Source organism: Citrobacter sp. T1.2D-1 (assembly GCF_950098555.1).
Classification (GTDB): Bacteria; Pseudomonadota; Gammaproteobacteria; order Enterobacterales; family Enterobacteriaceae; genus Citrobacter_A; species Citrobacter_A telavivensis.
This window is the reverse complement of record NZ_CATNHH010000012.1, coordinates 108,673-129,896: the sequence shown is the minus strand read 5'-3', so window position 1 is coordinate 129,896 and position 21,224 is coordinate 108,673. Positions and strand designations below refer to the sequence as shown.

General features: G+C 55.6%; 21 protein-coding genes. 16 read left to right on the top strand and 5 right to left on the bottom strand.

Features of this window, described 5'->3' with window-relative positions:
* Positions 1-34 precede the first annotated feature (34 nt).
* On the top strand, positions 35-280 hold the full coding sequence (gene tusA, locus QQZ17_RS12055) for a sulfurtransferase TusA (RefSeq protein WP_152406215.1): 246 nt from the start codon (positions 35-37) through the stop codon (positions 278-280).
* Between the two features lie 103 nt (positions 281-383).
* Here the strand turns inward: tusA and zntA are convergent, their stop codons facing one another.
* Both zntA and QQZ17_RS12045 read right to left on the bottom strand, forming a co-directional pair.
* Positions 384-2,582 carry a Zn(II)/Cd(II)/Pb(II) translocating P-type ATPase ZntA gene (gene zntA, locus QQZ17_RS12050; protein WP_152400374.1) on the bottom strand — a complete coding sequence of 733 codons (2,199 nt, stop codon included), beginning with the start codon at positions 2,580-2,582 and terminating at the stop codon, positions 384-386.
* A 76-nt stretch (positions 2,583-2,658) separates the two neighbouring features.
* Positions 2,659-3,285, bottom strand: a complete 627-nt coding sequence (locus QQZ17_RS12045) for a lysoplasmalogenase (protein ID WP_152400372.1) — start codon at positions 3,283-3,285, stop codon at positions 2,659-2,661.
* A 141-nt stretch (positions 3,286-3,426) separates the two neighbouring features.
* On the opposite strand from QQZ17_RS12045, the gene QQZ17_RS12040 reads away from it, so the two are divergent.
* A complete protein-coding gene (locus QQZ17_RS12040; RefSeq protein WP_152400370.1) occupies positions 3,427-3,786 on the top strand; it encodes a DUF2500 domain-containing protein in 360 nt (119 codons plus the stop codon).
* A gap of 2 nt (positions 3,787-3,788) precedes the next feature.
* On the opposite strand, the gene QQZ17_RS12035 is transcribed toward QQZ17_RS12040, so the two are convergent.
* Both QQZ17_RS12035 and rsmD read right to left on the bottom strand, forming a co-directional pair.
* Entirely contained in the window at positions 3,789-4,058 is a 270-nt protein-coding gene (locus QQZ17_RS12035; RefSeq protein ID WP_042998484.1) for a DUF1145 family protein, read from the bottom strand.
* Positions 4,048-4,644 (bottom strand): 16S rRNA (guanine(966)-N(2))-methyltransferase, encoded by a 597-nt coding sequence (gene rsmD / locus QQZ17_RS12030; protein ID WP_152400368.1) that lies wholly within the window; start codon positions 4,642-4,644, stop codon positions 4,048-4,050. The genes QQZ17_RS12035 and rsmD overlap by 11 nt, the downstream gene beginning before the upstream one ends.
* 250 nt (positions 4,645-4,894) lie before the next feature.
* On the opposite strand from rsmD, the gene ftsY reads away from it, so the two are divergent.
* The 6 genes from ftsY (at position 4,895) to livJ (ending at position 11,908) form a co-directional block, all read left to right on the top strand.
* On the top strand, positions 4,895-6,376 hold the full coding sequence (ftsY, locus tag QQZ17_RS12025; protein ID WP_152400366.1) for a signal recognition particle-docking protein FtsY: 1,482 nt from the start codon (positions 4,895-4,897) through the stop codon (positions 6,374-6,376).
* A 2-nt stretch (positions 6,377-6,378) separates the two neighbouring features.
* Complete coding sequence (ftsE, locus tag QQZ17_RS12020; RefSeq protein ID WP_042998481.1) at positions 6,379-7,047, top strand: cell division ATP-binding protein FtsE; 669 nt, start codon at positions 6,379-6,381, stop codon at positions 7,045-7,047.
* Complete coding sequence (gene ftsX, locus QQZ17_RS12015; RefSeq protein ID WP_042998480.1) at positions 7,040-8,098, top strand: permease-like cell division protein FtsX; 1,059 nt, start codon at positions 7,040-7,042, stop codon at positions 8,096-8,098. Before ftsE ends, ftsX begins: the two co-directional genes overlap by 8 nt.
* 250 nt (positions 8,099-8,348) lie before the next feature.
* Positions 8,349-9,203, top strand: a complete 855-nt coding sequence (gene rpoH / locus QQZ17_RS12010; RefSeq protein WP_042323016.1) for an RNA polymerase sigma factor RpoH — start codon at positions 8,349-8,351, stop codon at positions 9,201-9,203.
* A gap of 130 nt (positions 9,204-9,333) precedes the next feature.
* The gene (locus QQZ17_RS12005; protein WP_152400364.1) at positions 9,334-10,599 is read left to right on the top strand and encodes a 4-aminobutyrate--2-oxoglutarate transaminase; all 1,266 of its coding nucleotides are present in this window, start codon (positions 9,334-9,336) and stop codon (positions 10,597-10,599) included.
* 208 nt (positions 10,600-10,807) lie between these two features.
* Positions 10,808-11,908 (top strand): branched chain amino acid ABC transporter substrate-binding protein LivJ, encoded by a 1,101-nt coding sequence (gene livJ, locus QQZ17_RS12000; protein WP_152400362.1) that lies wholly within the window; start codon positions 10,808-10,810, stop codon positions 11,906-11,908.
* A 98-nt stretch (positions 11,909-12,006) separates the two neighbouring features.
* On the opposite strand, the gene panM is transcribed toward livJ, so the two are convergent.
* Complete coding sequence (gene panM / locus QQZ17_RS11995; protein WP_152406214.1) at positions 12,007-12,390, bottom strand: aspartate 1-decarboxylase autocleavage activator PanM; 384 nt, start codon at positions 12,388-12,390, stop codon at positions 12,007-12,009.
* Positions 12,391-12,810: 420 nt separating this feature from the next.
* Here panM and livK point away from each other — a divergent pair, with 420 nt between their 5' ends.
* From livK to ugpE, 8 genes are all read left to right on the top strand, one after another.
* Positions 12,811-13,920, top strand: coding sequence for a high-affinity branched-chain amino acid ABC transporter substrate-binding protein LivK (gene livK, locus QQZ17_RS11990; protein WP_152400361.1), 1,110 nt, complete (start codon positions 12,811-12,813; stop codon positions 13,918-13,920).
* 170 nt (positions 13,921-14,090) lie between these two features.
* Positions 14,091-15,017 carry a high-affinity branched-chain amino acid ABC transporter permease LivH gene (gene livH / locus QQZ17_RS11985; protein WP_042323006.1) on the top strand — a complete coding sequence of 309 codons (927 nt, stop codon included), beginning with the start codon at positions 14,091-14,093 and terminating at the stop codon, positions 15,015-15,017.
* Entirely contained in the window at positions 15,014-16,291 is a 1,278-nt protein-coding gene (gene livM, locus QQZ17_RS11980) for a branched chain amino acid ABC transporter permease LivM (RefSeq protein ID WP_152400360.1), read from the top strand. The genes livH and livM overlap by 4 nt, the downstream gene beginning before the upstream one ends.
* Entirely contained in the window at positions 16,288-17,055 is a 768-nt protein-coding gene (livG, locus tag QQZ17_RS11975; protein ID WP_042323002.1) for a high-affinity branched-chain amino acid ABC transporter ATP-binding protein LivG, read from the top strand. The genes livM and livG overlap by 4 nt, the downstream gene beginning before the upstream one ends.
* A 1-nt stretch (position 17,056) precedes the next feature.
* Positions 17,057-17,770 carry a high-affinity branched-chain amino acid ABC transporter ATP-binding protein LivF gene (livF, locus tag QQZ17_RS11970; protein ID WP_046491597.1) on the top strand — a complete coding sequence of 238 codons (714 nt, stop codon included), beginning with the start codon at positions 17,057-17,059 and terminating at the stop codon, positions 17,768-17,770.
* Positions 17,771-18,072: 302 nt separating this feature from the next.
* The gene (ugpB, locus tag QQZ17_RS11965) at positions 18,073-19,389 is read left to right on the top strand and encodes a sn-glycerol-3-phosphate ABC transporter substrate-binding protein UgpB (protein ID WP_152400359.1); all 1,317 of its coding nucleotides are present in this window, start codon (positions 18,073-18,075) and stop codon (positions 19,387-19,389) included.
* 104 nt (positions 19,390-19,493) lie between these two features.
* Positions 19,494-20,381, top strand: coding sequence for a sn-glycerol-3-phosphate ABC transporter permease UgpA (gene ugpA, locus QQZ17_RS11960; RefSeq protein ID WP_152400358.1), 888 nt, complete (start codon positions 19,494-19,496; stop codon positions 20,379-20,381).
* The gene (gene ugpE / locus QQZ17_RS11955) at positions 20,378-21,223 is read left to right on the top strand and encodes a sn-glycerol-3-phosphate ABC transporter permease UgpE (RefSeq protein WP_152400357.1); all 846 of its coding nucleotides are present in this window, start codon (positions 20,378-20,380) and stop codon (positions 21,221-21,223) included. The genes ugpA and ugpE overlap by 4 nt, the downstream gene beginning before the upstream one ends.
* Position 21,224 lies beyond the last annotated feature (1 nt).

Here is a 21,224-nt window from a genome sequence, read left to right as displayed (position 1 = left end):
AACTACAGCCGTTTTTTTAGTGAATGAGACCATGATGAGCGATCTGTTTTCTTCTGCCGACCATACCCTTGATGCCCAGGGACTCCGCTGTCCGGAGCCGGTAATGATGGTGCGTAAAACCGTACGCAACATGCAGACCGGCGAAACGCTGCTGATTGTGGCGGACGATCCGGCGACCACCCGTGATATTCCCGGTTTTTGTACCTTTATGGAACACGAGCTGGTGGCAAAAGAGACCGACTCTCTGCCGTATCGCTATCTGGTGCGTAAAGGCCAGTAAGCGACGCCGGATGGCGCTAACGCTTATCCGGCCTACAAAGGATAATGCACCGCACACGGCTCGTAGGCCGGATAAGGCAACGCCGCCATCCGGCAAAAACACGTTATCCTTTACGTAACAATCTCAGGGCGTTGGCGGTGACCAGCACCGTTGCCCCGGTATCCGCCAGCACCGCCAGCCACAGGCCGGTCATCCCGAGCAGCGTGGTGACGAGAAATATCCCTTTCAGCCCCAGCGCAATGGTGATGTTCTGACGAATATTGGCGTGGGTCGCGCGCGCCAGTTGGATCATCTGCACCAGCCCCGTGAGGCGGTTATGCGTCAGCGCGGCGTCCGCTGTTTCCAGCGCCACGTCGGTGCCGCTACCCATCGCGATACCAATGGCGGCGGCCTTCATTGCCGGCGCATCGTTAATGCCATCACCCACCATCGCCAGCGGTGACTGCTGATTCAGCGCGGTGACCGCCTTCACTTTATCTTCCGGCAGCAATCCTGCGTTAAATGCCAGACCCAGTTCGCCGGCAATGGCTGCCGCCGCGCGCGGGTTATCGCCGGTCAGGATCACACCCTTCACGCCCAGCGCGTTAAGTTCGCTGATGGCGGTGCGGGCATCGTCGCGCAGCGTATCCTGCAAGGCGATTACCCCGATTACACGTTCGTTGCGCAGAACCAGAACGACGGTCTGTCCGGCGCTTTCGAGTTGGTTAATCTCTTCGGCAAAGGCGTCGGCAGGACGTTTCCCGGCGGCGCAAATCAGAACGCTTTCGCCATTCACCTGCGCTTCAATCCCTGAGCCTACCAGCGCCCGTTGCCCTTCGGCGGGCAGGATTGTCAGCCCTGTGGTTTGCGCTTCGCGCACAATGGCCTGTGCCAGCGGGTGCGTTGCGCCCTGTTCGACGGCCGCCGCCAGCGTCAGCAGTTCAGACTCGCTGACACCGGTCGCCGGGTGAATCGCCGTCACGCGCGGTTTCCCCACGGTCAGCGTCCCGGTTTTATCAAAGGCGACCTGCGTGATACGGCCTAATTGTTCCAGCGCCGCGCCGCCTTTAATCAATGCCCCGCGACGGGCCGCCGCCGCCAGGCCGGAAGTGATAGCCGCTGGCGTGGAGATCACCAGCGCACACGGACAGCCGATCAGCAGCAGCGTTAACCCTTTATAAATCCACTCCTGCCAGGCGCCGGCGAACAACAGCGGCGGGACGAGCGTCACCAGCAGGGCAATGGCCATAATCGCCGGCGTATAAATCCGGCTGAAGCGGTCGATAAAACGCTCAATTGGCGCGCGGCGTTCCTCGGCCTCTTCGATTAACTTCAGGATCCGGTCAATCGCGCTGGCACCCGGTTCGCAGACGACTTCCAGCGTGACGAGACGGTCCACGCTGGTGGCTCCTGCCGGTACTTTTTCGCCGGTGGCGCGTTCTACCGGGATCGATTCGCCCGTCAGCGCACTCTCATCAAAACTGGCAAAACCGGAGATCAGTTTACCGTCGGCAGGCAAACGTCCCCCGGCGGCGACTTCAATGATGTCGCCCGGTTGCAGGGTGTTGATTGCCACCTCTTCTCGCACGCCGTCGCGCAAACGCATCGCGGTTTCTGGCTTCAGCGCCATCAGCGCGCTGACCCCTTTGCGGGCGCGACTGGCAGCCCAGCCTTCGAGTCGTTCGCCAATCAGGAACAACAGCAATACCATTGCCGCTTCTGCCGTGGCACCGATGAACAGCGCCCCGATAGCCGCGACGCTCATCAGCGTTTCAATGGCAAACCAACTGCCGGTTTTAATCAGACGCAGCGCCTGGCGGGCAATCGGGAACAGGCCGACCAGCGTCGTGGCGATAAACGCCAGTTGACCGAACGGGTGGTTAAACTGCTCCAGTCCCCAACTGAGCGCCATCATGACGGTAAGCGTCAGCAGCGGCAGGTTCTCTTTAAAGCGGGATTCGGGGACGTCTTCCTTCGCCTGTTCATCGCGCAGGGTGTAACCCGCTTTTTGCACCGCGTTCTCGATTTGCTGACGGAGATCGCCGTTGCTGTCGACGACCAGTTTCTCGGTAGCAAACAGCACCTGGACCTGGTTGACGCCGCTGACCTGGCGCACGGCGTTTTCCACTTTGCGGGCGCAGGCGGCGCAGTCCATCCCGGACACTTTCCAGCTGTAGCGAGTGCCTTTTACCGTTTCAACAACCGATTCAGGGGGCGAGCACGCGCCTTCGCAGCAGCAGTCATCGGTCTTCTGCGGCGTTGGCGCAGGCTTGAAAGATGAAAATTGTGGGGCTTTTTTGCCATCGTGAGCAGGTATCGACATGGCATCCTCCGGTTGATGATAATTTTCTCATTAACCGGAGGATACACTCTGGAGTCGACTCCAGAGTCAAGCATTATTAGAGATAAAGCGAACGGACGATCAGGAAGTGCCCTGCAAAGTAGCAGGCGGCGGCGATGGCGTTGTCCGCACGGAAACGACAGCGGTAGTGACTGCCCAGCCAGACAATGTTGCCAATAAACAGCAGCGACGCGCCCAAAAACGCCGACAGCACAGGCGCGGTGGGACGGAAGAACCACAGTTCGCCGGCCAGCCAGACCATGACCAGCGTCATGGCGATAAAGGTACATACCGGCCAGCGCAACTCTTCAAGACGTGTCCAGATCACCGCAATCAGCAGTGCGCCCAGCACCATCAGCACCAGCGGCAGCGGCCAGAAGAAAGAGAGCGTCATCTGGCTGGCAAAATAGATGGTATACAGCAGGTGCGAAAGGAAAAACGCGCCAATCGCGTAGAGCAGTCGCTGACGCGGCAATAATGTCAGCGCATCGCCAACCAGTGAAGCGCAAAGACCGGCCAGTACCAGATAGCTCACGGCGTTGAACATCGGCGCTTGCCAGGCCAGTAACAGCAGGAGTAATAAGGTGACGGGTTTAAAGACCCAGCGTTGCCAGGTGGGTCCACGGTAGGAGGCATCCACAAATAACCATGCGGAAAGGCAGACAGCGATAAACGACCAAAGCATCTTAGTTCCTTGAATTCGTTATTTTTTCGTAAGCGGTATGCTCACAACCCTGGTGTTCAGTGTAGAGGCCGCGACCACCTGATGACAACACCATAACGGGCAAGGTATGCTTATTTCCGCATTTTCTGATGGGTTATCAATATGAGTAAGCCGCCACTTTTCTTCATTATTATCATTGTGTTAATTATTGTTGCCGCCTCATTTCGCTTTATGCAGCAGCGGCGGGAAAAAGCCGATAACGATGCGGCACCGCTTCGGCAGGCGCAGATGGTGGTCAGCAATAAGCGTGAAAAGCCCATCAACGACCGACGTTCCCGACAGCAGCAGGTCACGCCGGCGGGAACCAGCATGCGCTATGAGGTCAGCTTTAAGCCGCAGAACGGTGGGCTGGAAAAGACATTCCGCCTTGACGCGACGCAGTACTATGCGCTGACGGTGGGGGAGAAAGGGACGCTGAGCTACAAGGGATCGCGCTTCGTCGATTTTGTCGCTCAGCCGTAGCATTACTTTTTGACGTTAAACTTCTTCTGCCAGACCAGCAGTTCAAACACGCCAAACAGGAAAATACGCACCTTCTCGCCGGTGGTCATTTGTGGCCCATCTTTGGGCAGGGTGGACTTCAGCAGCGCCAGTTGCATGCCGTGCATCAGCACCATGAACACGAGGGCGACGTTAACGAAGATGTTGAGCGGGCGCGGGAAGGGTTGCACCAGGTTTAACAATAAGAATGCCCACACGCCGAGCATCAGTAGTCGACCAAGATTAATCAGCATCGCTTTCTCCTTGTGCTTCGCGTTGATACAAACGGTACGCTACCTGCCCGGCGATTTTTTCCCGGTACAACGACCAGTTCGTCGGCACGGGCGGCAGACCGTTTTCCACTTCGCTTTCCACGTAAATCCAGGCAACATCTGCCAGCCAGCCGTGATTTTCCAGCAGGCTTAAGGTCTCTTCCAGTAACCCTTTACGAAACGGCGGGTCGACAAACACCACGTTGTGCGGGGTGCCCGGCTGCGCCAGGAATATCAGGGTATTGGTATTCACGACTTTTGCATTCCCTGCTTTCAGCGTAGCCAGGTTCTTTTGTAATTGCTGAGAGACCGCGCGATCCATCTCCAGCAGCGTCGCACTGGCGGCATAGCGTGACAACGCTTCCAGCCCCAGCGCGCCGCTTCCGGCGAAACAGTCCAGACAATGGGCCTCTACCATCACCGGTGCCAGCCAGTTAAACAGCGTCTCACGCACGCGGTCGGTTGTCGGACGTAGACCGGGGCTGTCGGGGACCGGGAGTTTGCGGCCGCGCCATTGCCCGCCAATAATGCGGATTTGGCCGCTGCCAGAGTGATTCGGTTTTTTCATTTCTGTTGCTCAAACCGCCGCTTGCAGATGATTCCAGGCGGTGATGTGGATTAAGTAAAGTGATAGACTATTTCATCATTTTTTTAGCTTCCATGTATATATGCATAAAATCATTCAGGATGCATCGAGGCGGCAAGCGATAAAATCCCCTGGAGCATAGAAGACGATGTGACTGGGGTTTTTGAGCGCAGCCAACAAAGAGGCAGCCTGAAAGATGAAATGCATAGGGCCGCGAGGGGTGTAATCGCAAATGGCAAAACAGAAAAAACGTGGCTTCTTTTCCTGGCTGGGCTTTGGTGAAAAAGAGCAGGAACAAGAACAAAAAACCGAAGAGCAGCAGGGTGTTGACGCGCAATTACCGCCCGACGCACCCGTTGAAACGGCGGTTGATGTAGAAGCGCAAGCGCCGGTTCACAGCAAAGAAGAAACAGAAGCCTTTGCTGAAGAAGTGGTTGAGGTGACTGAACAAGTTCAGGAAATCGAAACGTTCCAGTCTGCTGAACCCGCGCCCGCCGTCGCTGAAGCGCGCGTTGAGCCGCAGATTGCCGTCGAACACGAAGAGCTGCCGCTGCCGGAAGAGGTGAACGCCGAAAAGGAAACCTCAGCGCAAGAGTGGCAGGCGGAAGCGGAAACCGTTGAGATTGTTGACGCGGTGGAAGAAGAGGCGCAAAACGAGCCGGAACTGACCGACGAAGAGCTGGAAGCACAGGCGCTGGCGGCGCAAGCCGCGGAAGACGCGTTGATGGTCGTGCCGGTGGCGGAAGACGACGCGCCGGTCGATGAGATCGCTCAGGAGCAGGAAAAACCGACCAAAGAAGGCTTTTTCGCGCGCCTGAAACGCAGCTTACTGAAAACCAAAGAAAATCTCGGTTCCGGATTTATCAGCCTGTTCCGTGGTAAAAAAATCGACGATGATCTGTTTGAAGAACTGGAAGAACAACTGCTGATTGCCGATGTGGGCGTGGAAACCACGCGTAAAATCATCACCAATCTGACAGAAGGCGCCAGCCGCAAACAGCTTAAAGATGCCGAGGCGCTGTACGGTCTGCTGAAAGACGAGATGGGCGACATTCTGGCGAAAGTCGATGAGCCGCTGAACGTTGAGGGCAAAACGCCGTTTGTTATTCTGATGGTCGGCGTGAACGGCGTGGGGAAAACCACCACGATTGGTAAGCTGGCGCGTCAGTTTGAGCAACAGGGTAAATCGGTGATGCTGGCAGCGGGCGATACGTTCCGCGCGGCGGCGGTTGAGCAATTGCAGGTCTGGGGCCAGCGTAACAATATTCCGGTGATCGCCCAGCACACTGGCGCGGACTCCGCCTCCGTTATCTTCGATGCTATTCAGGCAGCGAAGGCGCGCCACATTGATGTGCTGATTGCCGATACCGCAGGTCGCCTGCAAAACAAATCGCATCTGATGGAAGAACTGAAAAAAATCGTTCGCGTGATGAAGAAACTGGACGAAGACGCACCGCATGAAGTTATGCTGACGCTTGACGCCAGCACCGGGCAGAATGCGATAAGCCAGGCCAAACTGTTTCATGAAGCGGTGGGCCTGACCGGTATTACCCTGACCAAACTGGACGGTACGGCGAAAGGTGGGGTTATCTTCTCGGTGGCCGATCAGTTTGGCATCCCTATCCGCTATATTGGTGTGGGCGAACGTATCGAGGATTTACGTCCGTTTAAGGCGGACGATTTTATAGAGGCACTTTTTGCCCGAGAGGATTAACAATGATTCGCTTTGAACATGTCAGCAAGGCCTATCTCGGTGGGAGACAAGCGCTGCAGGGAGTGACATTCCATATGCAGCCAGGCGAGATGGCGTTTCTGACCGGCCATTCCGGCGCGGGGAAAAGTACCCTACTGAAGCTTATCTGTGGGATTGAGCGGCCGAGCGCCGGGAAAATTCTCTTCAGTGGGCATGACATCACGCGACTGAAAAACCGTGAAGTGCCGTTTTTGCGTCGTCAGATCGGCATGATTTTCCAGGATCACCACCTGTTGATGGACAGAACGGTATTCGACAACGTGGCGATACCGCTGATTATCGCCGGAGCAAGCGGGGATGATATTCGTCGTCGCGTGTCGGCGGCGCTGGACAAGGTCGGACTGCTGGACAAAGCGAAGAACTTCCCGATTCAACTCTCCGGCGGTGAACAGCAGCGTGTCGGTATCGCCCGTGCGGTGGTGAACAAGCCAGCAGTACTGCTGGCGGATGAACCGACGGGTAACCTGGACGACGCGCTGTCGGAAGGGATCCTGCGTCTGTTCGAAGAGTTTAACCGCGTTGGGGTGACGGTACTGATGGCAACGCACGACATTGGGCTCATTTCCCGTCGTTCGTACCGCATGCTCACCCTGAGCGATGGTCACTTGCATGGAGGCGAAGCTCGTGAATAAGCGCGACGCTATCAACCAAATCAAACAGTTCGGTGGACGACTGGACCGTTTCCGTCGTTCCGGCGGCTCTTCCGGCGACGGTGGGCGTAACGCGCCGAAGCGGGCGAAACCGTCGCCAAAGCCGAACTCGCGTAAAACCAACGTCTTTAACGAGCAGGTGCGCTATGCGTTCCAGGGCGCGTTACAGGATCTGAAAAGCAAACCGCTGGCGACGTTTCTGACGGTGATGGTGATTGCTATCTCCCTGACCCTGCCGAGCGTCTGCTACATGGTCTACAAAAACGTTAATCAGGCGGCGACGCAGTATTATCCGTCTCCGCAGATAACCGTTTATCTGCAAAAAACGCTGGATGATGATGCGGCGGCAGGCGTTGTCGCCCAACTGCAGGCCGAGCAGGGCGTGGAAAAGGTGAATTATCTTTCCCGTGAAGATGCCCTCGGCGAATTCCGCAACTGGTCCGGTTTCGGCGGCGCGCTGGATATGCTGGAAGAGAACCCATTACCTGCGGTGGCGGTGGTGATCCCGAAGCTCGACTTCCAGAGCACCGATTCGCTGAACACATTGCGTGACCGGGTCTCCCGCATCAACGGGATTGATGAAGTGCGGATGGACGACAGCTGGTTTGCCCGTCTGGCGGCGCTGACCGGACTGGTCGGGCGCGTGTCGGCGATGATTGGCGTACTCATGGTTGCCGCTGTCTTCCTCGTCATTGGTAACAGCGTGCGACTGAGCATTTTTGCCCGCCGCGATACCATTAACGTGCAAAAACTGATTGGCGCAACGGATGGATTTATCCTGCGTCCGTTCCTCTACGGCGGTGCGTTGCTCGGTTTTTCCGGCGCATTTCTTTCACTGATTTTGTCAGAAATTTTGGTGTTGCGACTGTCGTCGGCGGTTACGGAAGTGGCACAGGTTTTCGGAACGAAGTTTGATCTCAATGGCTTATCGTTCGATGAGTGCCTGTTACTGCTGCTGGTTTGCTCGATGATTGGCTGGGTGGCGGCGTGGCTTGCGACGGTTCAACATTTACGTCACTTTACTCCCGATTAATAAAAGCGTGGTATAATCTTTCCCTGCAATGGGTTTCCGTTCGCAGGGAAAGAGTTGCTGTCGCCTCTTCCCCGCTTTTCATCTTCATGTCACAATTTGTGCGTAATTTATACACAACGTTGCATTGAACTTGTGGATAAAATCACGGTCTGATAAAAGAGTGAATGCTAATCTCGTTGCTCATTAACGCTGGCACGGTTGTTGCTGTCTATCGCTGTGGTGTCAGACGATAAAACTTGAGAGGATTTGAATGACCAAAGAAATGCAAAATTTAGCTTTAGCCCCTGTTGGTAACCTGGAGTCTTACATCCGGGCTGCGAACGCGTGGCCGATGTTGTCGGCTGACGAGGAACGGGCACTGGCTGAAAAGCTGCATTACCAGGGCGATCTGGAAGCAGCTAAGACGCTGATCCTGTCTCACCTGCGCTTTGTTGTTCATGTTGCTCGTAACTATGCGGGCTATGGCCTGCCGCAGGCGGATCTGATTCAGGAAGGTAATATCGGCCTGATGAAAGCCGTGCGCCGTTTCAACCCGGAAGTGGGTGTGCGCCTGGTTTCCTTCGCCGTGCACTGGATCAAAGCTGAGATCCACGAATACGTCCTGCGTAACTGGCGTATCGTGAAAGTGGCGACCACCAAAGCACAGCGTAAGCTGTTCTTTAACCTGCGTAAAACCAAGCAGCGTCTGGGCTGGTTTAATCAGGATGAAGTGGAAATGGTCGCGCGTGAGCTGGGGGTTTCCAGCAAAGACGTTCGCGAGATGGAATCTCGTATGGCGGCACAGGACATGACTTTTGATATGTCCACGGACGACGAATCCGACAGCCAGCCGATGGCGCCGGTGCTGTATCTGCAGGATAAAACCTCTAACTTTGCCGATGGTATTGAAGAGGATAACTGGGAAGATCAGGCCGCCAACAAATTGACCCACGCGATGGAAGGTCTCGACGAGCGTAGCCAGGATATTATCCGCGCCCGCTGGCTGGACGAAGATAACAAGTCCACGCTGCAGGAACTGGCCGATCGCTACGGCGTTTCCGCAGAACGTGTGCGTCAGCTTGAAAAGAACGCCATGAAAAAACTTCGCGCCGCTATCGAAGCGTAACGCCCGCGAAGTCCCCGCTAAAACCCTGGATAACTGTCCGGGGTTTTTGTTTTTTTAGCGCCTGCTCTGGCGAATTTCTCCCCCCTGGCAAACACTTACCGATGGGTTGTGCGCATCTTAGGGGATGAAAATGAAAAATAACGAACTGAATGAACGGCGTTTGCAGGCGACGCCGCGCGGGATCGGCGTGATGTGCGGCTTTTACGCCGAGAGAGCGGAAAACGCAACGTTGTGGGATGTGGAAGGTCGTGAGGTGATCGACTTTGCCGCCGGCATTGCGGTGCTGAATACCGGGCACCGGCACCCCAAAGTCATCGCCGCGATTGAAAAACAGCTCCAGTCCTTTACTCATACCGCTTACCAGATTGTTCCTTACGAAAGCTATGTCCGGCTTGCTGAACGTATCAACACACGCGTTCCCATTCAGGGGCCGGTGAAAACGGCGTTCTTCTCTACCGGTGCAGAGGCGGTGGAAAACGCGGTGAAGATTGCCCGCGCGTATACCAAACGCCCAGGGCTAATTACCTTCAGCGGCGCATTTCATGGGCGGACCTTCATGACGATGGCGCTGACCGGTAAGGTTGCGCCCTACAAAATCGGTTTTGGGCCGTTTCCTGGTTCGGTTTATCACGCCCAGTACCCTAATGCGTTGCACGGCGTGAGTACTGCCGATGCGCTGCAAAGTCTGGAGCGCATTTTCAAAGCGGATATCGCGCCGGATCAGGTCGCCGCCATCATCCTTGAACCGGTTCAGGGCGAAGGGGGCTTTAATGTTGCGCCAACGGATTTCATGCAGGCGCTGCGGGCGTTGTGTGATACCCACGGTATCTTGTTGATCGCCGATGAGGTGCAGACCGGCTTTGCTCGTACCGGCAAGCTGTTTGCGATGGAGCATCATGGCGTACAGCCCGATCTGATGACAATGGCGAAAAGCCTGGCGGGCGGGATGCCGCTCTCTGCGGTGGCTGGCCGTGCCGGGGTGATGGATGCGCCTGCGCCTGGCGGTCTGGGAGGGACGTATGCCGGGAATCCACTGGCCGTTGCGGCAGCACACGCGGTACTGGATGTGATTGATGAAGAACAGCTCTGCGCCCGCGCTGCCACATTGGGCGCGACGCTGGTCGACGCGTTGAATCAGGCGAAAGCGGACTGTCCGTTTATTGCCGACATTCGTGCTCAGGGGTCGATGGTGGCGGTGGAATTTAACGACCCGCACACCGGGAAGCCCTCCCCGGAATTCACCCGCCAGGTGCAGGACCGCGCCTTGCAGGAAGGACTTCTGTTGCTGAGTTGCGGCGTGTATGGCAACGTTATTCGTTTTCTCTATCCGCTTACCATCCCTGAGGCGCAATTTCGTCAGGCGCTCGGCATTATCACCCACTCGCTGACACGATAAACCTGTGCCGTCCCTCACCGGGCGGCACGACGTTATGTCGTTCACTTATTATTTGAATATGAAATTAGCTATTCCAAAATTATAAAAATGGGGTATGTTTTAGCAGAGTGTGCTGAAAATGCGCGAACGGCACATCTATAAATGAAATAAAGCGCTACACAACAACATCACAATAGTCGTAATAACCATAAGAATGGGGAAGGTCAGGATGAATATGAAGGGTAAAGCGTTACTGGCAGGATGTATCGCGTTGGCATTCAGCACAATGGCTCAGGCCGATATTAAAGTCGCTGTTGTGGGTGCGATGTCCGGTCCGGTAGCCCAGTACGGCGATCAGGAGTTTACTGGTGCGGAACAAGCGGTTGCAGACATTAATGCCAAAGGTGGTATCAAAGGCGAAAAACTGCAGATCGTAAAATATGATGATGCCTGTGACCCGAAACAAGCGGTCGCAGTAGCAAACAAAGTGATCAATGACGGCATCAAATACGTTATCGGCCACCTGTGCTCCTCTTCCACTCAGCCTGCGTCTGATATCTATGAAGACGAAGGTATTCTGATGATCACCCCGGCGGCAACGGCACCGGAACTGACCGCGCGTGGCTATAAACTGGTACTGCGCACCACGGGCCTGGACTCAGACCAGGGCCCGACCGCCGCGAAATACATTCTGGAGAAAGTGAAGCCGCAGCGCATCGCGATCGTTCACGACAAACAACAGTACGGTGAAGGTCTGGCGCGTGCCGTGCAGGAGAACCTGAAGAAGGGTAATGCCAACGTGGTGTTCTTTGACGGTATCACTGCCGGTGAGAAAGACTTTTCTACGCTGGTGGCGCGTCTGAAGAAAGAGAATATCGACTTTGTCTACTACGGCGGTTATCACCCGGAAATGGGCCAGATCCTGCGTCAGGCTCGTGCTGCTGGCCTGAAAACGCAGTTCATGGGGCCGGAAGGGGTTGCTAACGTTTCCCTGTCTAATATCGCCGGTGAATCGGCTGAAGGTCTGCTGGTGACCAAACCGAAGAACTACGATCAGGTTCCCGCGAACAAACCTATCGTTGATGCGATCAAGGCGAAGAAACAGGATCCGAGCGGTGCGTTCGTGTGGACCACCTACGCTGCGCTGCAATCTTTGCAGGCGGGCCTGAACCAGTCAGCCGATCCGGCTGAAATCGCCACCTGGCTGAAAGCGAACTCAGTGGAAACCGTGATGGGACCGCTGTCGTGGGATGAGAAGGGCGATCTGAAAGGCTTTGAATTCGGCGTCTTCGACTGGCATGCCAACGGCACGGCGACCGACGCGAAGTAATTGAATGCCGGATGGCGCTGGCGCTTATCCGGCCTACCGTTCTGGGAAAATACGCTAGCGAATGTAGGCCGGGTAAGCATTAGCGCCACCCGACTTTTTTAACGCTTTTCCCAGCCGTTCTGCTGCGCGGTAAAGCCCAGTACCTGCATAAACGCTGCCATGATCCCCCGGTCTTCCACGCCGACATCCGCCATCCACCAGGATGAGACGTCCGGATTATCCTGGATCACCTCTTCCACCAGATATCTCCCCACTCCCCGACGCCGCGTGACGTCACGGATGCGCAGCGAATCCAGCGCGCCCTGAGTGCCGCTCAGGGTGACCCTTACGGCACCTAACAATCGCTCATTAAATCGCGCTGCGTAGATCCGGTGTGTTTCATCTACGCTTAAAGAGGCGGCGGAATACTCCGGCCAGATTTTGCCCAGGTCGATCAGGTCCTGATCGCTAAAGTGTTCTAAACGAATGATGGTCAGCTTCATCGACAGCATGTCCAAATCACAAAAGATAATGCCAGTGTACCGAAATAATTCATCAGGACGCTTTCTCTTTTTTAAATCATTTGGCAGGGGATTAATTTTGTGACGGTCAGAACCTCAGTTCGAAACATCAGAGAATGAAAAACAGGCAGAATAATACCCTGGAAGGCAGTGTTTTATTCGGCTCATTGTCCCGTTATTTTATGCTGACAAGCGTGCTTTTTTTTGTTTATCTATGGTGAAAAGCAGAATATTATCTGTTCTTAATAGACTGAAAAATAGAGATTTTAATCTGTATTTGCGGAAAATACTGCGCTAAACCATTAATCAGACTAGTAAAAATAGTGTAGTACAAATAAAGCACAGTCTGCTTTTTAACCATATAAATACAAAATAAGTACATCACGAATGGGGATTCAGTAAATGAAACGGAATGCGAAAACGATCGTCGCAGGGGTGATCGCACTGGCGATGTCGCAGGCGGCGATGGCAGAGGAGATTAAAGTTGCCGTTGTGGGCGCGATGTCAGGTCCGGTAGCCCAGTGGGGCGACATGGAATTTAACGGCGCACGTCAGGCCATTAAAGACATCAATGCGAAAGGCGGCATCAAAGGCGACAAACTGGTGGGCGTGGAATATGACGATGCCTGCGATCCTAAACAGGCCGTGGCAGTGGCGAACAAAATCGTCAATGACGGCATTCAGTATGTGATTGGTCACCTCTGCTCATCTTCCACTCAGCCGGCGTCGGATATCTACGAAGACGAAGGCATTCTGATGATCTCGCCTGGTGCGACTAACCCGGAACTGACGCAGCGTGGCTACGCGCACATCATGCGTACCGCCGGGCTGGACTCCTCTCAGGGACCGACCGCGGCAAAGTATATTCTTGAGCAGGTAAAACCGCAGCGTATCGCCATCCTGCACGACAAACAGCAGTACGGTGAAGGGCTGGCGCGTTCCGTTCAGGACTCGCTGAAAGCGGCAAACGCCAATATCGTCTTCTTTGATGGTATTACCGCAGGCGAGAAAGATTTCTCCGCGCTGCTCGCGCGCCTGAAAAAAGAGAACATCGACTTTGTGTATTACGGCGGCTACTACCCGGAAATGGGGCAAATGCTGCGCCAGGCGCGATCCGTCGGGCTGAAAACCACGTTCATGGGGCCGGAAGGCGTGGGCAATGCGTCGCTGTCGAACATCGCCGGTGAAGCGGCTGAGGGCATGCTGGTTACCATGCCAAAACGCTATGATCAGGATCCGGCCAACAAAGCGATTGTTGATGCGCTGAAAGCCGATAAAAAAGATCCTACCGGTCCGTATGTATGGATCACCTACGCCGCCGTGCAGTCACTGGCAACGGCATTGGATCGTTCCGGCAGCAAAGCGCCGCTGGATCTGGTGAAAGATTTGAAAGCAAACGGTGCTGATACCGTGATTGGGCCGCTGAAATGGGATGAAAAAGGCGATCTGAAGGGATTTGAATTTGGTGTCTTCCAGTGGCATGCGGACGGCTCGTCCACCGCCGCCAAATAAGGCAACCACTCGTCATACTTCGAGCCGCAGATGCGTTGGCTTCGTTCACCCACCCCGGTCACGTACTTGTGTACGCATCCCGGGGATGGGCAAACTTGCCGCCTTCCTGCAACTCGAATTATTTAGAGTGGGTTCAGTATCCCGGTTTGTCGGGTTGAAAAGGTTATTTTATGTCCGAGCAGTTCCTTTATTTCTTGCAGCAGATGTTTAACGGCGTCACGCTGGGAAGCACCTACGCGCTGATCGCTATCGGTTACACCATGGTGTACGGCATTATCGGCATGATCAACTTCGCCCATGGCGAGGTGTACATGATCAGTAGCTATGTCTCTTTTATGATTATCGCGGCACTGATGATGATGGGGATTGATACCAGTTGGTTACTGGTGGCAGCCGGATTCATTGGGGCGATTATCATTGCCAGCGCCTACGGCTGGAGCATCGAGCGGGTGGCTTATCGGCCCGTCCGCAGTTCCAAGCGTCTGATTGCGCTTATCTCCGCCATTGGGATGTCCATCTTCCTGCAAAACTACGTCAGCCTGACGGAAGGTTCGCGAGACGTGGCGCTACCCAGCCTGTTCAACGGGCAATGGGTGGTGGGTGCCAGCGAAAACTTCTCTGCTTCGATCACGACCATGCAGCTGGTTATCTGGATTGTGACCTTCCTGGCGATGCTGGCGCTGACTATCTTTATCCGCTACTCCCGCATGGGACGCGCCTGTCGCGCCTGCGCAGAAGACCTGAAAATGGCCAGCCTGCTCGGGATTAACACTGACCGCGTGATTGCGCTGACCTTTGTGATTGGCGCGGCGATGGCGGCGGTGGCTGGCGTGCTACTCGGACAATTCTACGGGGTGATCAACCCTTATATTGGCTTTATGGCCGGGATGAAAGCCTTCACCGCTGCGGTTCTCGGCGGGATCGGCAGCATCCCTGGCGCGATGATCGGCGGCCTGATTCTGGGCGTCGCGGAAGCACTTTCTTCTGCTTATCTGAGTACGGAATACAAAGACGTGGTGTCGTTCGCTCTGTTGATTCTGGTACTGCTGGTGATGCCGACCGGGATTCTGGGTCGTCCGGAGGTAGAGAAAGTATGAAACCGATGCATTTTGCGATGGCGCTGCTCTCTGCCGCGATGTTCTTCGTTCTGGCGGGCGTCTTTATGGGCGTTCAGTTGCAACTGGATGGCACCAAACTGGTGGTGGATACCGCTACCGACATCCGCTGGCAGTGGGTGTTTATCGGTACTGCCGTGGTCTTTTTCTTCCAGATGCTGCGTCCGATCTTCCAGAAGAGCCTGAAGAGCGTCTCCGGGCCGAAGTTTATTCTGCCAGCCATTGATGGCTCAACCGTAAAGCAGAAGTTGTTCCTGATTGCGCTGCTGGTGATTGCCGTGGCGTGGCCGTTTATGGTTTCACGCGGCACGGTGGATATCGCCACGCTGACCATGATTTACATCATCCTCGGTCTGGGGCTGAACGTCGTTGTGGGGCTCTCCGGCCTGCTGGTACTGGGCTACGGCGGCTTCTACGCGATTGGCGCGTACACCTTCGCGCTGTTGAACCACTATTACGGTCTCGGCTTCTGGACCTGCCTGCCTTTGGCAGGGCTGGTTTCGGCGGCGGCGGGTTTTCTGCTGGGCTTCCCGGTGCTGCGCCTGCGCGGCGATTATCTGGCCATTGTGACCCTGGGCTTCGGTGAGATAGTCCGTATCCTGCTGCTCAACAATACTGAGATCACCGGTGGTCCGAACGGCATCAGCCAGATCCCGAAACCGACGCTGTTCGGCCTCGAGTTCAGCCGGAGCGCGCGTGAAGGCGGCTGGGATACCTTCAGCAACTTCTTTAACGTGAAATACGATCCGTCCGATCGCGTGATTTTCCTCTATCTGGTCGCACTGTTGCTGGTGGTGCTGAGCCTGTTTGTGATTAACCGTCTGCTGCGCATGCCGCTGGGACGGGCGTGGGAAGCGCTGCGTGAAGATGAGATCGCCTGCCGCTCGTTAGGCTTAAGCCCAACGCGCATCAAACTGACCGCTTTTACCATCAGCGCCGCGTTTGCCGGTTTCGCTGGCACGCTGTTCGCAGCGCGTCAGGGTTTTGTCAGCCCCGAGTCGTTCACCTTTGCCGAGTCGGCGTTTGTGCTGGCGATCGTGGTACTCGGCGGAATGGGTTCACAGTTTGCGGTGATCCTTGCGGCTATCCTGCTGGTGGTTTCCCGCGAGCTGATGCGTGACTTCAATGAATACAGCATGTTGATGCTGGGTGGTTTGATGGTACTGATGATGATCTGGCGTCCGCAGGGCTTGCTGCCGATGACCCGTCCACAGTTGAAACTGAAAAACGGGGAAGCGAAAGGAGAGCAGGCATGAGTCAGCCATTATTATCGGTTAACGGCCTGATGATGCGCTTCGGCGGTCTGCTGGCGGTCAACAACGTTGAACTGGAACTGCATCCACAGGAAATTGTGTCGCTGATCGGGCCGAACGGCGCCGGTAAGACCACGGTGTTTAACTGCCTGACCGGTTTTTATAAGCCGACGGGCGGCACCATTAAGCTTCGCGATCAGCACCTTGAAGGGCTGCCGGGTCAACAAATTGCCCGTATGGGCGTAGTGCGAACCTTCCAGCACGTACGTCTGTTTCGTGAAATGACGGTGATTGAAAACCTGCTGGTGGCACAGCATCAGCAACTGAAAAGCGGCGTGTTTTCCGGCCTGCTGAAAACCCCGGCGTTTCGTCGGGCGCAGAGCGAAGCGCTGGATCGTGCGGCCACCTGGCTTGAGCGTATCGGTCTGCTGGAACACGCGAACCGTCAGGCCAGCAACCTGGCCTATGGCGACCAGCGTCGTCTGGAGATCGCCCGCTGTATGGTGACACAGCCAGAGATTCTGATGCTGGATGAACCGGCTGCGGGTCTTAATCCGAAAGAGACCAAAGAGCTGGACGAGCTGATTGCCGAGCTGCGCAACCATCACAACACCACCATCCTGCTCATTGAGCACGATATGAAGCTGGTGATGGGGATTTCCGACCGTATTTACGTGGTGAACCAGGGCACGCCGCTGGCGAACGGGACGCCGGAACAGATTCGTAATAACCCGGACGTGATCCGTGCATACCTTGGTGAGGCGTAAGATGGAAAAAGTCATGTTGTCCTTTGACAAAGTCAGTGCCCACTACGGCAAAATTCAGGCGCTGCATGAGGTGAGCCTGCACATCAATCAGGGGGAGATTGTGACCCTGATTGGTGCCAACGGCGCCGGGAAAACGACGTTGCTTGGTACGCTGTGCGGCGATCCGCGTGCGACCAGCGGTCGGATTGTGTTTGATGATAAAGACATCACCGACTGGCAAACGGCAAAAATCATGCGTGAAGCGGTAGCGATTGTTCCGGAAGGGCGTCGCGTGTTTTCCCGCATGACGGTGGAAGAGAATCTGGCGATGGGCGGCTTCTTTGCCGAGCGCGACCAGTTCCAGGAGCGCATCAAGTGGGTATACGAACTGTTCCCGCGTTTGCATGAACGTCGTATTCAGCGTGCGGGTACGATGTCCGGCGGTGAACAGCAGATGCTGGCGATTGGTCGTGCACTGATGAGCGAGCCGCGTCTGCTGCTGCTTGACGAGCCTTCTCTGGGACTGGCGCCGATTATCATCCAGCAGATCTTCGACACCATCGAACAACTGCGCGAGCAGGGAATGACCATCTTCCTCGTTGAGCAGAACGCTAACCAGGCGCTGAAGCTGGCCGATCGCGGCTACGTGCTGGAGAACGGTCATGTCGTTCTCGAGGATACCGGCGACGCGCTTCTGGCCAACGAAGCGGTTCGCAGCGCCTATTTAGGCGGTTAAACGGTCTGTGATGCCTGATGACGACGCATTGCGTCTTATCAGGCCTACAAGACCAAGCCGTTTGTATTGCCCGGTGGCGCATACGCTTACCGGACCCACAGGATCGACCAGGCCGGGTAAGGCGAAGCCGCCACCCGGCTTTTTTCTGTTTTCTTGCCACTGAAACGTCATTCACCTGAAGCCTGACTGTCACCGCTTCGTCATCTAACGGTTATCTTTCTGTCATTCGCGCATGTCATGTTACCTCGCGAGCATAAAACGCGTGATTTCGCGCATCCGGCACAATAAGAGAGATGATGACAATGACATCGTTACGACACACAGCTTTGGGTCTGGCGGTTGGTCTGGCTTTTGCGACGAACGCAATGGCCGTTACCACCATTCCATTCTGGCATTCCATGGAAGGGGAGTTGGGTAAAGAAGTTGACTCCCTGGCGCAACGTTTCAACGACACCCACCCGGATTACAAGATTGTGCCGGTGTACAAAGGTAACTACGAACAGAGCCTGAGCGCCGGCATCGCCGCGTTCCGTACCGGAAATGCGCCAGCGCTGCTACAGGTTTATGAAGTCGGCACCGCGACAATGATGGCCTCGAAAGCCATCAAGCCGGTCTATGAAGTGTTCAAGGACGCAGGGATTAACTTCGACGAATCGCAGTTTGTACCGACCGTTTCTGGCTACTACACCGATTCGAAAACCGGGCATCTGTTGTCTCAGCCGTTTAACAGTTCCACCCCAGTGCTGTACTACAACAAAGACGCTTTCAAGAAAGCCGGTTTAGATCCGGAGCAACCGCCGAAAACCTGGCAGGATCTGGCTGACTACACCGCGAAGCTGAAAGCCGCAGGGATGAAGTGTGGCTACGCCAGCGGCTGGCAGGGCTGGATCCAGATCGAAAACTTCAGCGCCTGGCACGGTCTGCCGGTGGCGACTAAAAATAACGGTTTCGACGGCACTGATGCGGTGCTGGAGTTCAATAAACCGGAGCAGGTGAAACACATCGCGCTGCTGGAAGCACTGAACAAGAAGGGCGATTTCAGCTACTTCGGACGTAAAGACGAGTCCACCGAGAAGTTCTATAACGGCGATTGCGCTATCACAACTGCCTCTTCCGGATCGCTTGCTGATATCCGCCATTACGCCAAATTCAACTATGGCGTAGGCATGATGCCTTACGATGCGGACGCCAAAGGCGCGCCGCAGAACGCCATCATCGGCGGCGCGAGCCTGTGGGTGATGCAGGGCAAAGACAACGATACCTACAAAGGCGTTGCCGAGTTCCTCGACTTCCTGGCAAAACCGGAAAATGCGGCCGAATGGCATCAGAAGACCGGCTATCTGCCGATCACCAAAGCCGCTTACGATCTGACCCGCGAGCAGGGCTTCTATGACAAGAACCCCGGTGCGGATATTGCGACGCGTCAGATGTTGAACAAGCCGCCATTACCGTTCACCAAAGGGCTGCGTCTGGGTAACATGCCGCAGATCCGCACCATCGTTGATGAAGAGCTGGAAGGCGTGTGGACCGGCAAGAAAACTCCGCAGCAGGCGCTGGATGCCGCCGTCGAGCGTGGTAATCAACTGCTGCGCCGCTTTGAGCAATCGACCAAATCGTAATCTGTGACTTGCCCGGTGGCGCTTCGCTTACCGGGCCTACAACGCGCCACATGTAGGCCGGGTAAGCGAAGCGCCACCCGGCATTGTTCAGGAATCAACCCCTTATGTCCTCATCCCGTCCGGTGTTCCGCTCGCGTTGGCTGCCCTATTTGCTGGTCGCGCCACAACTGGCGATCACCGTCATTTTCTTTATCTGGCCTGCGGGTGAAGCGCTGTGGTACTCACTACAAAGCGTCGATCCGTTTGGGCTTTCCAGCCAGTTTGTCGGGCTGGATAATTTCGTCACGCTGTTTCATGACAGCTACTACCTCGACTCCTTCTGGACGACGATCAAATTCAGCGCGCTGGTGACCTTCAGCGGCCTGCTGGTATCGTTATTTTTCGCCGCGCTGGTGGATTACGTGGTGCGCGGCAGTCGTCTGTATCAGACGCTGATGCTGCTGCCCTATGCCGTGGCGCCTGCGGTGGCCGCCGTATTGTGGATCTTCCTGTTTAATCCTGGCCGCGGGCTTATTACCCATTTCCTTGAGCAGTTTGGCTATGACTGGAACCACGCGCAGAACAGCGGACAGGCGATGTTCCTGGTGGTTTTTGCGTCTGTCTGGAAGCAGATTAGTTACAACTTCCTTTTCTTCTTCGCCGCGCTGCAATCGATCCCGCGCTCGCTGGTTGAAGCCGCCGCGATCGATGGCGCCGGGCCGATCCGTCGCTTTTTCAAACTGGCGCTACCGCTGATCGCGCCGGTGAGTTTCTTCCTGTTGGTGGTCAATCTGGTCTACGCCTTCTTCGATACGTTCCCGGTTATTGATGCCGCGACCGCAGGCGGTCCGGTGCAGGCTACCACGACGCTGATTTATAAGATCTACCGCGAAGGGTTTGCCGGGCTGGATCTCTCTGCGTCCGCCGCGCAGTCGGTGGTGCTGATGTTCCTCGTCATCATTCTGACGGTGGTGCAGTTCCGCTACGTAGAAAGTAAGGTGCGTTACCAATGATTGAAAACCGTCGCGGGCTGACGATATTCAGCCACACCATGCTGATACTGGGGATTACGGTGATTTTGTTCCCGCTGTACGTCGCGTTTGTCGCGGCGACGCTGGACAACAACGCGGTGTTTGAAACGCCGATGACGCTTATCCCCGGTACGCATCTGCTGGAAAACATGAAAAACATCTGGGTCAACGGCGTCGGTGCGAACAGCGCGCCGTTCTGGCTGATGATGCTCAACAGCTTCATCATGGCGTTTGGCATTACGGTGGGGAAAATCGCGGTCTCAATGCTTTCCGCCTTTGCCATCGTCTGGTTTCGTTTTCCGCTGCGTAACCTGTTCTTCTGGATGATTTTTATCACCCTGATGCTGCCGGTTGAAGTGCGCATCTTCCCGACGGTGGAAGTGATCGCCAACCTGAAAATGCTCGACAGTTACGCCGGGCTGACGCTGCCGCTGATGGCCTCGGCAACCGCCACCTTTTTGTTCCGCCAGTTCTTTATGACCCTGCCGGATGAACTGATTGAAGCGGCGCGTATTGACGGTGCCTCGCCGATGCGTTTTTTCCGCGACATCGTGCTGCCGCTGTCGAAAACCAATCTGGCGGCGTTGTTCGTCATCACCTTTATCTACGGCTGGAACCAGTATCTGTGGCCGTTGCTGATTATTACTGACGTCAATCTGGGGACTGCCGTGGCGGGGATCAAAGGCATGATTGCCACCGGCGAAGGCACCACCATGTGGAATCAGGTGATGGCGGCAATGTTGCTGACCCTCATCCCGCCGGTCATTATCGTTTTAGCCATGCAGCGGGCGTTTGTGCGTGGTTTAGTGGACAGTGAGAAGTAGG

Excerpts from the sequence above, each read along its gene's own strand:
- ftsE (WP_042998481.1), top strand. The coding sequence starts at position 6,379 with ATGATTCGCTTTGAACATGTCAGCAAGGCCTATCTCGGTGGGAGACAA.
- livH (WP_042323006.1), top strand. The coding sequence starts at position 14,091 with ATGTCCGAGCAGTTCCTTTATTTCTTGCAGCAGATGTTTAACGGCGTC.
- rpoH (WP_042323016.1), top strand. The coding sequence starts at position 8,349 with ATGACCAAAGAAATGCAAAATTTAGCTTTAGCCCCTGTTGGTAACCTG.
- tusA (WP_152406215.1), top strand. The coding sequence starts at position 35 with ATGAGCGATCTGTTTTCTTCTGCCGACCATACCCTTGATGCCCAGGGA.
- zntA (WP_152400374.1), bottom strand. The coding sequence starts at position 2,582 with ATGTCGATACCTGCTCACGATGGCAAAAAAGCCCCACAATTTTCATCT.
- QQZ17_RS12040 (WP_152400370.1), top strand. The coding sequence starts at position 3,427 with ATGAGTAAGCCGCCACTTTTCTTCATTATTATCATTGTGTTAATTATT.
- ugpB (WP_152400359.1), top strand. The coding sequence starts at position 18,073 with ATGACATCGTTACGACACACAGCTTTGGGTCTGGCGGTTGGTCTGGCT.
- rsmD (WP_152400368.1), bottom strand. The coding sequence starts at position 4,644 with ATGAAAAAACCGAATCACTCTGGCAGCGGCCAAATCCGCATTATTGGC.
- ftsY (WP_152400366.1), top strand. The coding sequence starts at position 4,895 with ATGGCAAAACAGAAAAAACGTGGCTTCTTTTCCTGGCTGGGCTTTGGT.
- QQZ17_RS12005 (WP_152400364.1), top strand. The coding sequence starts at position 9,334 with ATGAAAAATAACGAACTGAATGAACGGCGTTTGCAGGCGACGCCGCGC.
- QQZ17_RS12035 (WP_042998484.1), bottom strand. The coding sequence starts at position 4,058 with ATGCTGATTAATCTTGGTCGACTACTGATGCTCGGCGTGTGGGCATTC.
- livK (WP_152400361.1), top strand. The coding sequence starts at position 12,811 with ATGAAACGGAATGCGAAAACGATCGTCGCAGGGGTGATCGCACTGGCG.
- livG (WP_042323002.1), top strand. The coding sequence starts at position 16,288 with ATGAGTCAGCCATTATTATCGGTTAACGGCCTGATGATGCGCTTCGGC.
- panM (WP_152406214.1), bottom strand. The coding sequence starts at position 12,390 with ATGAAGCTGACCATCATTCGTTTAGAACACTTTAGCGATCAGGACCTG.
- livJ (WP_152400362.1), top strand. The coding sequence starts at position 10,808 with ATGAATATGAAGGGTAAAGCGTTACTGGCAGGATGTATCGCGTTGGCA.
- ugpA (WP_152400358.1), top strand. The coding sequence starts at position 19,494 with ATGTCCTCATCCCGTCCGGTGTTCCGCTCGCGTTGGCTGCCCTATTTG.
- livF (WP_046491597.1), top strand. The coding sequence starts at position 17,057 with ATGGAAAAAGTCATGTTGTCCTTTGACAAAGTCAGTGCCCACTACGGC.
- QQZ17_RS12045 (WP_152400372.1), bottom strand. The coding sequence starts at position 3,285 with ATGCTTTGGTCGTTTATCGCTGTCTGCCTTTCCGCATGGTTATTTGTG.
- ugpE (WP_152400357.1), top strand. The coding sequence starts at position 20,378 with ATGATTGAAAACCGTCGCGGGCTGACGATATTCAGCCACACCATGCTG.
- livM (WP_152400360.1), top strand. The coding sequence starts at position 15,014 with ATGAAACCGATGCATTTTGCGATGGCGCTGCTCTCTGCCGCGATGTTC.